This is a genomic window from Amphibacillus jilinensis Y1 (assembly GCF_000306965.1).
GTDB lineage: Bacteria > Bacillota > Bacilli > Bacillales > Amphibacillaceae > Amphibacillus_C > Amphibacillus_C jilinensis.
This window is the reverse complement of record NZ_JH976437.1, coordinates 45190-60683: the sequence shown is the minus strand read 5'-3', so window position 1 is coordinate 60683 and position 15494 is coordinate 45190. Positions and strand designations below refer to the sequence as shown.

At 37.4% G+C, this 15494-nt stretch carries 14 protein-coding genes; all 14 read left to right on the top strand.

Annotation, left to right across the window (positions count from 1 at the left end; genetic code table 11):
• Nucleotides 1-26: 26 nt before the first annotated feature.
• The 14 genes from lepA to B494_RS0111930 all read left to right on the top strand — a co-directional run bounded on the left by lepA (nucleotide 27) and on the right by B494_RS0111930 (nucleotide 15231).
• Nucleotides 27-1844 carry a translation elongation factor 4 gene (gene lepA, locus B494_RS0111995; RefSeq protein WP_017472627.1) on the top strand — a complete coding sequence of 606 codons (1818 nt, stop codon included), beginning with the start codon at nucleotides 27-29 and terminating at the stop codon, nucleotides 1842-1844.
• 109 nt (nucleotides 1845-1953) lie between these two features.
• Nucleotides 1954-3117: a radical SAM family heme chaperone HemW gene (hemW, locus tag B494_RS0111990; RefSeq protein ID WP_033193639.1), complete on the top strand. Its 1164-nt coding sequence runs from the start codon at nucleotides 1954-1956 to the stop codon at nucleotides 3115-3117.
• 110 nt (nucleotides 3118-3227) lie between these two features.
• On the top strand, nucleotides 3228-4247 hold the full coding sequence (hrcA, locus tag B494_RS0111985; RefSeq protein WP_017472625.1) for a heat-inducible transcriptional repressor HrcA: 1020 nt from the start codon (nucleotides 3228-3230) through the stop codon (nucleotides 4245-4247).
• Nucleotides 4248-4559: 312 nt separating this feature from the next.
• Nucleotides 4560-5123, top strand: a complete 564-nt coding sequence (grpE, locus tag B494_RS0111980) for a nucleotide exchange factor GrpE (protein WP_017472624.1) — start codon at nucleotides 4560-4562, stop codon at nucleotides 5121-5123.
• Between the two features lie 30 nt (nucleotides 5124-5153).
• Nucleotides 5154-6992, top strand: coding sequence for a molecular chaperone DnaK (gene dnaK / locus B494_RS0111975; protein WP_017472623.1), 1839 nt, complete (start codon nucleotides 5154-5156; stop codon nucleotides 6990-6992).
• Between the two features lie 201 nt (nucleotides 6993-7193).
• Complete coding sequence (gene dnaJ / locus B494_RS0111970; protein WP_026065238.1) at nucleotides 7194-8318, top strand: molecular chaperone DnaJ; 1125 nt, start codon at nucleotides 7194-7196, stop codon at nucleotides 8316-8318.
• Between the two features lie 33 nt (nucleotides 8319-8351).
• Entirely contained in the window at nucleotides 8352-9293 is a 942-nt protein-coding gene (gene prmA / locus B494_RS0111965) for a 50S ribosomal protein L11 methyltransferase (protein WP_017472621.1), read from the top strand.
• Nucleotides 9294-9308: 15 nt separating this feature from the next.
• Nucleotides 9309-10058, top strand: coding sequence for a 16S rRNA (uracil(1498)-N(3))-methyltransferase (locus B494_RS0111960; protein ID WP_017472620.1), 750 nt, complete (start codon nucleotides 9309-9311; stop codon nucleotides 10056-10058).
• Between the two features lie 5 nt (nucleotides 10059-10063).
• Nucleotides 10064-11413 carry a tRNA (N(6)-L-threonylcarbamoyladenosine(37)-C(2))-methylthiotransferase MtaB gene (gene mtaB / locus B494_RS0111955; RefSeq protein ID WP_017472619.1) on the top strand — a complete coding sequence of 450 codons (1350 nt, stop codon included), beginning with the start codon at nucleotides 10064-10066 and terminating at the stop codon, nucleotides 11411-11413.
• Nucleotides 11414-11570: 157 nt separating this feature from the next.
• Complete coding sequence (gene rpsU / locus B494_RS0111950; RefSeq protein ID WP_017472618.1) at nucleotides 11571-11744, top strand: 30S ribosomal protein S21; 174 nt, start codon at nucleotides 11571-11573, stop codon at nucleotides 11742-11744.
• Between the two features lie 47 nt (nucleotides 11745-11791).
• Nucleotides 11792-12238: a GatB/YqeY domain-containing protein gene (locus tag B494_RS0111945; protein ID WP_017472617.1), complete on the top strand. Its 447-nt coding sequence runs from the start codon at nucleotides 11792-11794 to the stop codon at nucleotides 12236-12238.
• 145 nt (nucleotides 12239-12383) lie between these two features.
• Entirely contained in the window at nucleotides 12384-13733 is a 1350-nt protein-coding gene (locus tag B494_RS0111940) for an NfeD family protein (RefSeq protein WP_017472616.1), read from the top strand.
• Between the two features lie 20 nt (nucleotides 13734-13753).
• Nucleotides 13754-14722, top strand: coding sequence for a flotillin-like protein FloA (floA, locus tag B494_RS0111935; RefSeq protein WP_169315499.1), 969 nt, complete (start codon nucleotides 13754-13756; stop codon nucleotides 14720-14722).
• 26 nt (nucleotides 14723-14748) lie between these two features.
• Nucleotides 14749-15231: a hypothetical protein gene (locus B494_RS0111930; RefSeq protein ID WP_017472614.1), complete on the top strand. Its 483-nt coding sequence runs from the start codon at nucleotides 14749-14751 to the stop codon at nucleotides 15229-15231.
• Nucleotides 15232-15494 lie beyond the last annotated feature (263 nt).

Below are 15494 nucleotides of genomic sequence, written 5' to 3'. Positions count from 1 at the left end.
GTCCGATTAAATAGGAGTGAATGAGAGTGACAAAAGAAAGAGAACATAAACATGTGCGCAATTTTTCAATTATTGCACATATTGATCATGGGAAGTCAACCTTGGCAGACCGCATTTTAGAGAAAACAAAAGCATTGACGCAGCGCGAAATGAAAGAGCAGTTTCTAGACGCTATGGATTTAGAACGTGAGCGTGGTATTACCATTAAATTAAATGCAGTTCAATTAAAATATCAACATCATGATGGACAAGAATATATTTTCCATTTAATTGATACACCAGGACATGTCGACTTCACTTATGAAGTATCTCGAAGTTTAGCAGCTTGTGAAGGGGCGATATTGGTGGTTGATGCTGCACAAGGTATAGAAGCACAGACATTAGCAAATGTGTATTTAGCGCTAGATAATGATTTAGAAATTATCCCTGTTATAAATAAAATTGATTTACCAAGTGCAGATCCAGAGCGAATTAAACAAGAGATAACAGATGTAATTGGTATAGATGGTGATGAGTCTTTATTGGTTAGCGCCAAATCTGGCATTGGCATTGAGTCTATTCTTGAAGCTGTAGTTGATCGTATTCCTGCCCCTGAGGGAAGTAATAACAACCCACTACAAGCCTTGATTTTTGATTCATTATACGACCCTTATCGTGGTGTTGTTGCCTATATTCGTGTAAAAGAGGGCACTGTAAAATTAGGCGATAAAATTAAAATGATGGCAACGGGTAAAGAATTTGAAGTTAATGAGCTTGGTGTTTTTAATCCAAAGCCCGTTCCGCTGAAACAGTTGCAAGTCGGTGATGTTGGCTATTTAGCAGCATCTATTAAAAACGTAGGGGATTCAAGAGTTGGAGATACGATAACATTGGCAAAAAACCCCGCTTCCGAACCTTTACCGGGTTACCGTAAACTTAATCCAATGGTGTTCTGTGGTCTTTATCCGATTGATGCAAATAAATATAATGATTTACGTGAAGCTCTTGAACGTCTTGAATTAAATGACTCATCATTACAATATGAAGCAGAAACATCACAAGCTTTAGGCTTTGGGTTTCGATGTGGCTTTCTTGGTTTACTTCATATGGAGATTATTCAAGAACGTATTGAGCGAGAATTTAATATTGAATTGATCACCACAGCCCCAAGCGTTATTTACGAAGTGACACAAACAGATGGAAGTAAATTATCGATCGATAACCCTTCCTTTATGCCAAATAACCAATCGATTGAAGAAGTATCTGAGCCTTATGTGAAGGCAACGGTTATGGTCCCGAATGATTATGTTGGAGCTGTGATGGAGCTATGCCAGAAAAAGCGTGGTGATTTTATCGATATGCAATATCTCGATGAGAATCGGGTAAATGTTGTATATGAAATTCCCCTCGCGGAGATTGTTTATGATTTCTTTGACACGTTGAAATCTCAAACGAAAGGCTATGCCTCATTTGATTATGAAATGATTGGTTATAAACCATCGAATTTAGTTAAAATGGATATTTTATTAAATAGTGAAACAATTGACGCATTGTCGTTTATTGTTCATCGTGATTTTGCTTTTGAACGTGGTAAACAAATTGTAGAAAAATTGAAAAAACTTATTCCAAGGCAACAGTTTGAAGTTCCTATACAAGCAGCGATAGGGAACAAAATTATTGCGCGTTCAACTATTAAAGCTATGCGGAAAAATGTTTTATCTAAATGTTATGGTGGAGATATATCTCGAAAGCGTAAATTACTCGAAAAACAAAAAGAAGGTAAGAAACGGATGAAGATGGTGGGGTCAGTTGAAGTTCCTCAAGAAGCCTTTATGTCAGTCCTAAAAATGGATGATGATGAATAATTTAGCCAAACCACCTATTCGTTAATATTTGTTTAATAGTAGCTTGAGTTGCCCTTGTCCTTCACGCGACAAGGGCTTTCCGCATCATGAAAGAGAGAGGAGAAATCGCATGATATCATCTGCTTATATCCATATACCGTTTTGCGAGAAAATATGTCATTACTGCGATTTCACTAAGTTTTTCTATGAAGAGAAAATGGCAGATCAATATCTTGACGCATTAAATAAGGAAATACAGTTTTATCTGGCTGATGAAAAACAAACGGTAAAAACAATTTTTGTTGGAGGTGGGACGCCAACAGCCCTAAATTTAAATCAACTTGACTATTTATTGCGTATGATTGACCGTTATTTCGATGTAAATACAGTCTTAGAGTATACATTCGAAGCTAACCCTGGTGATTTAAATGAAGACAAGATAAAATTACTTAAGTCATATGGCGTTAACCGCATTTCAATGGGAGTCCAAGTTTTTGACAATCAATTACTTGAAGAGCTTGGACGTCTACATCGTATCGATGATGTCGATAAAAATATTTCTGATTTAAAGAAACATGGCATAACAAACATTAGTATTGATATGATGTATGGCTTACCTAATCAAACCTTAGCTGGGTTTGGCGAATCAATAGATAAAGCACTATCTTATGATTTACCACATTATTCTTCTTACTCATTACAAATTGAGCCAAAGACAATTTTTTATCAACGCTATCAAAAAGGAAAACTGCATAAGCCACCTGAAGAAATTGAAGCAGACATGTTTCAATTGCTTATTGATAAAATGAAAGGGAATGGTAAAGTTCAATATGAAATTAGTAACTTTGCAGAACCAGGATTTGAAAGTAAACATAATTTAACATATTGGGATAACAACTATTATTATGGATTTGGTGCAGGTTCTCATGGCTATTTACCTGGCCAACGTATTATTAATTTAAGACCTTTCCCTGCTTATGTAAAAGAAGCAAATGACTCAGGACGTCCAGTATTGCACACAGAAACTATCGGTAAACGTGAGCAAATAGAAGAAGAATTGTTCTTAGGGTTGAGAAAACGTGTAGGTATTGACCGTGAGCAATTTCAACGAAAATACCAGATTGACTTAAATGCGATTTATGGACGTCAAATTAGAGATTTGATTGCTCGTGGTTGGCTAGAAGAAACAAAACAGGGGATACGTATGACTGAACACGGACAAATGTTTGGCAATGAAGTTTTTCAGCAGTTTTTATTAGACGACCAGACAGATGTTAATGATGTCACGACATGAACCACTTTTAAATTTATAAGTTCTTAGCATTGACAACTTAATTTTGATTTGATAATTTATTATTAGTATTAGCACTCGAAAGTAAAGAGTGCTAACAGAGGTGATCATCGATGTTATCAAATAGACAACTGTTGATATTACAAGTTATAATTGATGAGTTCATTCAAACAGCACAACCCATAGGTTCACGTGCCATATCAAAGAAGGATGAAATAATATTCAGTCCAGCCACCATTCGGAATGAGATGGCAGATTTAGAAGAAATGGGGTATATTGAAAAAACGCACTCTTCTTCTGGACGTGTTCCTTCTGAGAAAGGCTATCGATTTTATGTCGATCACTTGTTGCTTCCCTTTCATTTATCAAAGAATGATCAGCAACTAATTTCAAGTGTATTTGAGCAAGATTTAGTTGAATTTGAACAAGTGGTGCAAAAATCAGTTAATGTCCTATCAGATTTGACGAATTATACATCGATCATATTAGGGCCGCAGGTATACGAGACAACATTAAAACAACTTCAAATTGTACACTTATCAGCAACGACTGCTGTAGCGATTCTAGTCACGAATACCGGCCATGTTGAACATCGATCATTTACAATTCCAACAGAGATTAAGGCATCAGATTTAGAAAAACTAGTCAATATTCTAAATGAACGACTGGTTGGCGTTCCTATTGTTGAACTTCATCATCGATTACAGCATGAATTAACATCGATACTTAATCATTATGTTGATGATATAGAGTCTGCTTTTCATTACTTGAAAAGTGCGCTTTTTGATCAACAACCTAATCAGGTTTATATTGGTGGTATCACTAATATGTTACTGCAACCTGAATTTAATGATGTTACAAAAGTTCATGCATTATATTCAATAATGGAGAAAGAAGAGCTAATGGCAAATGTTTTGCGATCAACGAATGAGGGGATTCATATCTCAATTGGCCATGAAAATAAAGTGAACGCCATGCGTGATTGTAGTTTAATAACGGCTACGTACTCTCTAGCTGGAAAGCAAGTTGGAACGATTGCATTACTAGGTCCGAAGCGGATGGAATATTCGCGTGTTGTCTCATTGTTGAATTTGCTATCCAATCAGATGAGTCATACGTTTCACGATTGGTAAAATGCTTGACCTAAATAAAGTAAAGCACTCTTTTATCACAGATAGCCGTCCGTAAAACAACCACCATAAAATAGAGAGTAGGACTGATCTATTTAAGTGGGAGATAACAGACGATAATATTCTGATTGAAGATTCTTTTTATAGAGGGGTTAGGTCTCCCTCTGTTATTTGTGTGATCAATACATCTAGTTTTTCATAGCTGGAATGGAGCCCTTAGTTTTTCAAAAAAGAGGAAAGGTGATGCTAGAAGCTTTAGTAACGCTGAAGCATTGCTTATACTTGAATATGATGTGCTATTTAGGAGGTGACCTCATGGAGGAGAATATTAAAAAAGAAGAAACATTTGAAAATGAAGAGATTGAGGAAGTTGAAGAGGTTGAACAAGAATTAATGGATGACACTGAAGAAAAAGCCACTGACGCATCATTTGAAGAAATTGAACAGATAAAGCAAGAAAAAGATGAATTATATAATAAACTTATTCGTCTACAAGCTGAGTATGACAATTTCAGGAAAAGGACGCAACGTGAAAAAGCAGCAGATTTAAAGTATAAGTCTCAATCACTTGTGACAGAATTGTTACCCATTGTAGACAATTTTGAACGAGCGCTTGACAATAAACCTGAAGATCACGCTGTGCAACCGTTTTTTGAAGGAATGGAAATGATTTATCGTCAGTTAAGCACTGCACTTGAAAAAGAAGGTGTGGAAATCATTGAAACCGTTGGTGAGACGTTTGACCCTAACATTCATCAAGCAGTTATGCAGGTGGAAGACGATCAATACGATTCGAACACTGTTGTAGAAGAATTACAAAAGGGGTATCGTTTAAAGGATCGAGTTATTCGTCCAGCAATGGTAAAAGTAAATCAATAACTACATACGCAATTAAAGGAGGAAATATAAATGAGTAAAATTATTGGTATTGACTTAGGAACAACAAACTCATGTGTAGCAGTAATGGAAGGTGGAGAAGCAAAGGTTATTCCGAATCCAGAAGGTAGCCGGACAACCCCTTCTGTCGTTTCATTCAAAAATGGTGAGCGTCAAGTAGGTGAAGTCGCTAAACGTCAGGCGATCACTAACCCTAACACGATCCAATCGATTAAGCGTCATATGGGAACAGATTACAAAGTAGAAATTGAAGGTAAAGAACATACACCTCAGGAGATATCAGCTATTATTTTACAATATATTAAATCATATGCTGAAGATTACTTAGGTGAAAGTGTTGATAAAGCCGTGATTACAGTGCCTGCATATTTCAATGATGCTGAGCGTCAAGCTACAAAAGATGCAGGTAAAATCGCAGGTCTTGAAGTAGAACGTATTATAAACGAGCCAACTGCTGCAGCTTTAGCTTATGGTATCGATAAAGGTGATCAAGATCAGACGGTTCTTGTTTACGATCTTGGTGGGGGAACATTTGATGTTTCTATTCTAGATATTGGCGATGGTACATTTGAAGTAGTGGCAACAGCAGGTGACAATCGTTTAGGTGGAGACGACTTTGACCAGGTTATTATTGATCACATGGTAGCTGAATTTAGAAAAGAAAATGGTATTGACCTTTCCCAAGATAAAATGGCGTTACAGCGCCTTAAAGATGCGGCTGAAAAAGCGAAAAAAGATTTATCGGGTGTAGGACAAACACAAATTTCATTACCGTTTATTACAGCTGGTGATGCTGGTCCATTACACTTGGAAATGAATTTAACACGTGCTAAATTTGATGAATTATCTTCAAGCTTAGTTGAACGTACAATGGGGCCAACGCGTCAAGCGTTGAACGATGCTGGATTGTCAGCGTCAGATATTGATAAGGTATTATTAGTAGGTGGATCAACACGTATTCCTGCGGTTCAAGATGCAATTAAGAAAGAAGTTGGACAAGACCCATCAAAAGGTGTTAATCCTGATGAAGTGGTGGCTTTAGGTGCTGCTATTCAAGGTGGCGTTCTTCAAGGGGATGTTAAAGATGTCGTTCTATTGGATGTAACACCATTATCACTTGGTATCGAAACAATGGGTGGTGTAACAACTAAATTGATCGAAAGGAATACAACAATTCCTACAAGTCACTCGCAAGTATTTTCTACTGCTGCAGATAACCAAACGGCTGTAGATATTCATGTGCTCCAAGGTGAACGTGAAATGGCGGCAGATAATAAAACACTTGGTCGCTTCCAGTTAACGGATATTCCGCCAGCACCACGAGGGGTGCCACAAATTGAAGTTTCATTTGACATTGATTCAAATGGTATTGTAAATGTACGAGCAAAAGATTTAGGTACCAATAAAGAACAGTCTATTACCATTAAATCATCTTCTGGTTTATCAGATGAAGAAGTTGAACAAATGGTTAAAGATGCTGAAGAAAATGCTGAGGCAGATAAAAAGCGACGTGAAGAAATTGATCTTCGAAATGAAGCAGATCAATTAGTATTCCAAACAGATAAGACGTTGAAAGATTTAGGTGAAAATGTTTCAGACGATGAAAAACAAAAAGCTGAAGCAGCAAAAGATGAGTTGAAAAAAGCTCTAGAAGAAGGCGACTTGGAAGCTATCAAAGCGAAAAAAGAAGCTTTGGAACAAGAGGTTCAAGCCTTATCTGTCAAGCTGTATGAGCAAGCTCAACAGGCTCAACAAGCTCAACAAGCTCAACAAGGCGAAGCTGAGCAAGGTGCTAAGGACGATGTTGTTGATGCTGATTATGAAGAAGTTGATGAGGAAGACGATAAATAATTAACATAACATGCGTAAAAGTCAAAGTCAGGTTATACTTGGCTTTGACTTTTGTCCTGTTTTCATTCGCGTGATTTTAAAAAGTCAGAATGAGTTGTTGATTTTTAATGGTATCTGATTATTTAATATAGTTGTTTAGCTAGTATAAAGAATGTTATGATTAAATTTATGCAGTAAACGAGACGGGAGCGGTGATTTTTCATGAGTAAGAGGGATTATTATGACGTGCTAGGTATTGATAAAAATGCTTCTAAAGATGAGATAAAAAAAGCATATCGAAAACTAGCGCGTAAATACCATCCAGATGTTAATAAAGAAACAGATGCACCTGATAAATTTAAAGAGGCAAAAGAAGCTTATGAAGTTTTGAATAATGATCAGAAACGTGCCCAATACGATCAGTTTGGTCATGCTGGTCCACAGGGTCAAGGATTTGGCGGAGGTGGATTTGGCACTGATGACTTCGGCGGTTTCGGTGACATATTTGATATGTTCTTTGGCGGTGGAGGGCGACGTGATCCCAATGCACCAAAACAAGGAAATGATTTGCAATATACAATGGTTCTCGAGTTTGAAGAAGCGATCTTTGGTAAAGAAACAGATATTCATATACCAAAGGAGGAAACTTGTACGACATGTAATGGGTCTGGTGCAAAACCTGGAACCAGTCCTGAAACTTGTAAACACTGTAAGGGTTCTGGACAAATGCATGTCGAGCAGAATACACCTTTTGGCCGTGTTGTAAATAAACGTGTTTGTCACCATTGTAATGGGACTGGTAAGGAAATTAAGGAAAAGTGTACGACGTGTAATGGTAATGGTACAGTGAAAAAGAGAAAGAAAATTCATATCAGCATACCTGCAGGTATTGATGATGGTCAACAAATCCGTGTGGCTGGTCAAGGCGAACCTGGTGTTAATGGTGGACCTGCTGGTGACCTTTATGTTGTTGTCCAAGTGAAAACACATGAATTCTATCAACGTGATGGCGATCACATCTTCTGTGAAATGCCGTTAACATACACGCAAGCGGCATTGGGTGATGAAATTGAAATCCCTACGGTACATGGCAAAGTTAAGTTAAAGATTCCTGCTGGCACACAAACGGGCAAAACCTTTAGACTAAAAGGAAAAGGAGCACCGAATGTTCGAGGATATGGTAATGGCGATCAACATGTTAAGATGCGAGTGATTACACCAACCAAATTAACGACAAAGCAAAAAGAACTATTACGAGAATTTAATGAAATAAGTGGAAATGAGCCAGCTGATGAAAATGAAGATTCTTTTTTTAGCCGAGTGAAGCGCGCATTTAAAGGTGAGTAATCGAATTTAATTATTAAGAAAAGAGTGATTGACTTGAAGTGGTCTGAACTTTGTATTCATACGACAAATGAGGCAATTGAACCCATCTCTAATATCCTTCACGAAGCGGGAGCTAGCGGTGTCGTTATTGAAGATGCAGAAGACTTTGCGAAAGATCGTCCAGCACCATATGGAGAAGTATATGAATTAGATCCAGAAGATTTTCCTGATGAAGGTGTTGTCTTAAAGGCTTATCTGGCAGTGAATAGTTTTTTAGGTGAAACGGTCGAACAAATTAAACAAGCAATTAATCAATTGCTTGTTTACAATATCGACATTGGGCAAAACCGAATGACGATTAGTGAAGTTAATGAAGAGCAATGGGCTACAGCTTGGAAAAAGTATTATAAACCTGTGAAAATTTCAAATAAAATTACGATTACACCCACATGGGAAGAGTATCAACCGGTCTCGACTGATGAGGTTATTATTGAGCTTGATCCGGGTATGGCATTTGGAACTGGAACACACCCTACCACTGTATTAAGTGTACAAGCAATAGAGAATTTTTTACAACGAGATGACACAGTAGTTGATGTAGGGACAGGTTCAGGTGTTTTAAGCATTGCAGCGGCATTATTGGGCGCCCATAAAATTTATGCCTATGATCTTGATGATGTTGCAGTAAAAACGGCAAATATTAATACCAAATTAAATAAGGTCGATGCAAAAGTGGAGATTAAACAAAATAACTTACTTGACCATGTGACATACCAACCAGACTTGATTGTTGCAAATATATTAGCAGAAGTTATTTTGCGTTTTGAACGAGATGCTTTTGACATATTAAAACCAGGCGGAATCTTTATTACATCTGGTATTATTCAAGCAAAAAAACAAACCGTAAAACAAGCTTTAGAAGAATCGGGTTTTAACATTATCGAAGTCAATCAAATGGAGGACTGGGTGTCGATTATTGCAAGAAAACCGGAGTAATAGAGGTGTTTAACTGTGCAGCGCTATTTTATAGAAGGTCAAAATTGGAAGAATGATCAAATTATTATATCAGGTGATGATGCCCATCATATCGTTAATGTTATGCGGATGACGATAAATGATCAGGTCATTTGTAATCGCTCAGATGGTAGAGTGGCACTTTGTGAAATAATAGAAATCACTGATGTGATCAAGCTTAGTATTTTAGAATGGCTTGAACAAGAGGTTGAACTCCCTATAAAAGTTACATTAGTTCAAGGGTTACCTAAAGGTGATAAATTAGATTGGATTGCACAAAAGGCGACAGAATTAGGCGTACATGCCATCATTCCTTTTCAAGCATCTCGTTCTATTGTAAAATGGGATATTAAAAAGCGCGAAAAAAAGCAGCAACGCTTAATGAAAATTGTAAAAGAAGCATCAGAACAAGCACACCGCAATCAATTGCCTAAAGTTAAAGAGCTTCATGACCTAAAATCATTAATTCAATTAAGTCAGCACTATGATCATAAATTCGTTGCTTATGAAGAAACAGCCCGTCAACAAATCACTCAAAAACTTAATGCGTTTTTCAAACAGATTCTCCCTGGTCAGTCAGTCATAGTAATTATCGGACCTGAAGGCGGATTAACTGAACATGAAATAGATACATTTTATCAAAATGGTTTTGAACCGGTTAGATTTGGTCCTAGAATATTAAGGACAGAAACAGCATCATTATATATGCTGTCTGCTTTATCATACTACTTCGAAGAAACGGAGTGAAACATGTGACAACAGTTGCTTTTCATACATTAGGCTGTAAAGTAAATCATTACGAAACAGAAGGAATTTGGCAGAAATTCAAAGAACAAGGTTATCAGCGAGTCGATTTTGGTCGGGAAGCAGATATTTATGTAATTAATACCTGTACGGTAACAAACACAGGTGATAAAAAGAGTCGTCAAGTGATTAGAAGAGCCATTAGAAAGAACCCTGAGGCGGTTGTTTGTGTGACAGGGTGCTATGCACAAATATCACCAGGTGAAATTATGGAGATACCAGGCGTTGATGTTGTTGTAGGTACACAAGAGCGTGACAAGATGATTCCTTATATTGAAGAACATCAGATAACACGCAAGCCTATTAATGGTGTTTCTAATATTATGAAAAATCGAGTCTTTGAAGAAATGGATGTTCCTGTTTTTACGGATCGTACACGAGCTTCACTGAAGATCCAGGAAGGATGCAATAATTTTTGTACTTTTTGTATTATCCCTTGGTCTCGGGGCTTATTACGTTCTAGACAGCCTGAGCATGTATTAAAACAAGCTCAACAACTTGTTGAAGCAGGTTATAAAGAGATCGTATTAACCGGCATACATACAGCTGGTTATGGTGAAGATATTAAAGGGTATGATTTTGCCGACTTGCTCATTGATCTTGAAACGAAGGTTAAAGGACTGAAAAGAATCCGCATCTCGTCTATTGAAGCTAGTCAAATCACAGAAAAAGTCATGCAAGTCATTGATCAATCAGATAAAATTGTGCGACATTTGCATGTTCCTTTACAAGCTGGATCTGACACGGTATTAGAGAGAATGAGAAGAAAATATACTACTGCATTTTATAAACAACAGGTAGAGCGGTTAAAACAAGCCTTACCAGGTTTAGCAGTTACGTCTGATGTGATCGTAGGTTTTCCGGGTGAAACAGATCAAGAATTTCAAGAAACATACCAATTTATACAAGATATTGGGTTTTCAGAGCTCCATGTATTTCCTTTCTCTAAACGAACAGGTACACCGGCAGCAAGGATGGATAATCAAGTAGATGATCAGGTCAAAAATGATCGTGTTCACCGTCTAATTGCTTTGTCAGAACAGCAAGCTAAAGTCTATGCTTCTCGATTTGAGGGTGCGGTTCTAGAAATCATACCTGAAGAGATTGAACGAAATGATCAAAATCAGCAAACATTGATTGGTTATTCTGATAATTATTTGAAGGTTCAATTTCAAGGATCTGCGGATTTAATTGGTCAAGTTGTCAAAGTGAAATTAAAAGAGTCGGGTTATCCTATTAATACTGGGGAGCTCGTAACAGTTTTGGACCATCCCAATTTGACAACATCTAGTCTATAATTCTTTTATATGCTCACTTAAATTCTTATTATTTTTTGATAGAGATAAAACAAAAGTTGACCTAAAAAACCCATTATATTATAATGTCATAGAGGCAAATGTAGCGGATACATATGTCTAATCAATCTGTTGATGCTTCGGAGGGAGGGAAATTAGCATGTCAAATTCAACTCGCGTTCGTAAAAACGAGTCTCTTGAGGATGCTCTTCGTCGCTTTAAACGCAGTGTATCAAAATCAGGTACATTGTCTGAATATCGTAAGCGTGAATTTTATGAAAAACCTAGTGTTCGTCGTAAGAAGAAGTCTGAGGCGGCTAGAAAACGCAAGTAATTTAGTATAAGAAATAGCTATTTCTTATAAAGAGGGTGTAGAAGCAAATGTCATTATTAGAACGTCTGAACCAAGACATGAAACAAGCCATGCGTAATAAAGAAAAGCAAAAGTTAAGCGTCATACGTATGGTTAAGGCTTCACTTCAAAACGAAGCAATTAAACTTGGTAAAGACGAGTTGTCAGAAGAAGAAGAATTGACAGTTTTAGCTCGCGAGCTAAAACAAAGAAAGGATTCCCTCCATGAGTTTAAAGAAGCTGGACGCGATGATCTTGTAAGTAATCTTAATGATGAAATAGTTATTTTACAAGTGTATATGCCAGAACAGCTATCATCTGAAGAGCTTGAGAAGATTGTTATTCAAACAATTGATGAAGTGGGTGCCACTTCAAAAAAAGAGATGGGAAAAGTGATGGGTGCGCTTATGCCGAAAGTAAAAGGCAAAGCTGATGGAACAGAAGTAAATAAACTGGTTCAAAAACATTTGTCATAATACGATTCAAAGCTCAATAAAAGAAAATCCCCTATCCATTCGCTGATGATAGGGGATTTTTTGCCATACTCATGATATAATATAAGAGAAATGAATAAAATTAACTTAACGCTTTCCGTATAATAAGTGGGAAGGAGGTGGTGTAATGTATAGACGCCTGATTTATCTTTTTTTAAGCATGATGCTAGTTAGTATTGGGGTTTTTAGTTTAGTAAAAACCGATAATGTAGAAGCGAGTGAAAGCGGAGAGGGAAAACTTGTTTATGTCATTCCGATCGAAAAAGAGGTTGAACGTGGTCTTGAAGCTTTTTTAAGACGAACAACCAATGAAGCTATTGAGCAAAATGTTGATCACATTATATTTGAAATTAATACACCAGGTGGTCAAGTCGATGCTGCTAATAATATTGGTGAGATACTTCAAAACATTGATATACCTATTACTGCATACATAAGAAGTCAAGCTTTATCCGCAGGCTCTTATATAGCTCTTTTTGCAGATTATATTTATATGAATCCACAAGCAACGATGGGAGCAAGCGGTATTATAACAGGGGATGGTAATGCAGCTGACGAAAAAGCACAATCTTATTGGTTAGAAGCAATGGGAAGTGCAGCTGAATCTAAAGGAAGAGATCGGTTTTATGCGGAAGCAATGGCTGATCCCGATATTGACTTACCAGAATATAATGCGCCAGCTGGACGATATTTAACATTAGGGCCAACATCGGCGATAGAAGTCGGTTACTCTGAAGGTACGGTTAATCACCGAATTGAATTATTGAATGAATTGGGTTTAGCTGAATCCGAAGTCATTGAATTAGAGCCAACCATTGCAGAAGAGTTCGCAAGATTTTTAACCAGTTCTACAGTCATATCGATATTATTATCAGTTGCAGGTTTAGGACTAATTGTTGAGCTGTATTCGCCGGGATTTGGTGTACCAGGTTCATTAGGGATTATATCGCTGGTTTTATTCTTCTATGGACATGCGGTAGCAGGCTTTGCTGGTTACGAGGTGTTATTATTACTCGTGGTAGGTATTGCCCTTATTATTGCTGAATTTTTTGTGCCTGGAGGGATACTTGGGAGTATAGGTGGAATCAGTGTGTTTACATCTTTGTTTATGGCAGCCACTGATATTAGGCAGATGAGCATAAGTATATTGATTGCCCTTATTGTTACCATTGCAGTAGCTATCTTTTTGTATAAACGAATTGGTTTGGAAAAAGGATTATTTAAATATATTATTTTAAATGATGCTGAAACACCCGAACGAGGCTATGTATCGAATGTGAATCGAGATGATTTACTTGGTAAAGTAGGTGTCACTGTTACACCACTTAGACCTGCGGGTACTGCTGTCTTTGATACTGAAAGAATTGATGTTATAACAGAAGGTGGATTTATAGCACAGGATCAGTTGATTAAGATTGTGAAAGTGGCAGGATCACGGATTGTCGTTAGAGAAAACACGAAAGAGGAGGAAGAATAATGGAAACAGCTGCAGATTTTATGCCGATTATTATTATTGGGGTAATCATCGTTGCCCTTATTATTTTACTAACCTTTATTCCGGTAGCGCTTTGGATTAGTGCGCTAGCAGCGGGGGTTAAGGTAAGTATCTTTACTTTAGTTGGGATGAGATTAAGACGTGTTGTCCCGCAAAGAGTCATTAATCCATTAATTAAAGCACACAAAGCTGGGGTGGAAGTCACTATTAACCAGCTAGAGAGTCACTATTTGGCTGGTGGTAACGTTGATCGCGTTGTCAATGCTTTAATTGCTGCACAGCGCGCAAACATTGAATTAAGCTTTGAGCGTGCCGCTGCTATTGATTTAGCTGGTCGTGATGTGCTTCAAGCGGTTCAAATGAGTGTTAACCCTAAAGTCATTGAAACACCCTTCATTGCAGGTATTGCAATGGACGGTATTGAAGTGAAGGCGAAAGCGCGAATTACTGTTCGTGCAAATATTGACCGATTAGTCGGTGGTGCTGGTGAAGATACAGTCATTGCTCGTGTTGGTGAGGGTGTCGTTAGTACGATCGGTAGTTCGACAGCGCACAAGAAAGTACTTGAAAATCCAGATTCTATTTCACACAACGTTTTAAATCGTGGATTAGATGCTGGAACAGCATTTGAGATTTTATCGATCGATATTGCTGATGTAGATATCGGAAAAAATATTGGTGCAATACTACAAACAGACCAAGCTGAAGCTGATAAAAATATTGCACAGGCTAAAGCAGAGGAACGTCGAGCCATGGCGGTAGCTCAAGAGCAGGAAATGGTGGCGCGTGTCCAAGAAATGCGTGCGAAAGTTGTTGAAGCTGAAGCTGACGTACCATTAGCACTTGCTGAAGCTTTACGTTCTGGTCACATGGGTGTGATGGACTATATGAACTATAAGAACATTAATGCTGATACTGACATGCGTGATTCAATCGGAAAAATGACCGAAGATGATTCTGATGAAGAATAATCGATTGATTTAAGGGGAGTGAGACAATGGATGAATTTATAGCTCCTTTGATTACGTTTCTTCTCATTATTGGTGGTAGCCTTCTGAAAAATGTTCTTAATAATACCGACAATAATACGGATGAAAATAAACGGAAACGTAGTCAACAAACCACATTAAATAGACCTGTTCAAACGCGTCAGAAATCAGAGACAGCCAATTCTAATAAAAAAGAACCTAATATTGCTGCGCAAAAAAATGCCCAATTAGAACAACTAAGAAAGCATCTCAATGTGGCGTCAGACAAGAACAATAATCAAGTTAATAAACAGGCCAAACAAATGCAGAAAAAAGTTGAAAGTAAATTAGTTTCTAGGCAAAAAACAATACGTCCAAAAGCGAAACCATTAGCATTTAAAAGGAACCTTTCGAGAAAGGGACTAGCTGAAAGTGTGGTTATGGCTGAGATTTTAGGTACACCCCGTGCAAAACGGCCCTATCAAGCTAATAATAGAAATGTCTACAAATAAATAGCTTAGCCATTTATCATCGCAGATAATTGTACGTAAAATCATCCACCTCAAAGTAGAAAACAGTGGTAAATCTATTTTAGGTGGGTGATGACGGACGCTAATGTCTTGATTCACTCAACCTTCAATCAGTGGGAGCGGGAGCAGAACGGATACGCCCACTGATTGAAGGTTCGTTTTATAAAATGGCTCTGTTAAACGTTAATGTTGATATTCGATAAACAGGAACACTTGTTCTATAATGGAGATAGATTATTATAGGC

Bases quoted from the DNA above. Each gene is read 5' to 3' on its own strand.
- hemW (WP_033193639.1), top strand. From the start codon at position 1,954: ATGATATCATCTGCTTATATCCATATACCGTTTTGCGAGAAAATATGT.
- hrcA (WP_017472625.1), top strand. From the start codon at position 3,228: ATGTTATCAAATAGACAACTGTTGATATTACAAGTTATAATTGATGAG.
- grpE (WP_017472624.1), top strand. From the start codon at position 4,560: ATGGAGGAGAATATTAAAAAAGAAGAAACATTTGAAAATGAAGAGATT.
- dnaK (WP_017472623.1), top strand. From the start codon at position 5,154: ATGAGTAAAATTATTGGTATTGACTTAGGAACAACAAACTCATGTGTA.
- dnaJ (WP_026065238.1), top strand. From the start codon at position 7,194: ATGAGTAAGAGGGATTATTATGACGTGCTAGGTATTGATAAAAATGCT.
- rpsU (WP_017472618.1), top strand. From the start codon at position 11,571: ATGTCAAATTCAACTCGCGTTCGTAAAAACGAGTCTCTTGAGGATGCT.
- B494_RS0111945 (WP_017472617.1), top strand. From the start codon at position 11,792: ATGTCATTATTAGAACGTCTGAACCAAGACATGAAACAAGCCATGCGT.
- B494_RS0111940 (WP_017472616.1), top strand. From the start codon at position 12,384: ATGTATAGACGCCTGATTTATCTTTTTTTAAGCATGATGCTAGTTAGT.
- floA (WP_169315499.1), top strand. From the start codon at position 13,754: ATGCCGATTATTATTATTGGGGTAATCATCGTTGCCCTTATTATTTTA.
- B494_RS0111930 (WP_017472614.1), top strand. From the start codon at position 14,749: ATGGATGAATTTATAGCTCCTTTGATTACGTTTCTTCTCATTATTGGT.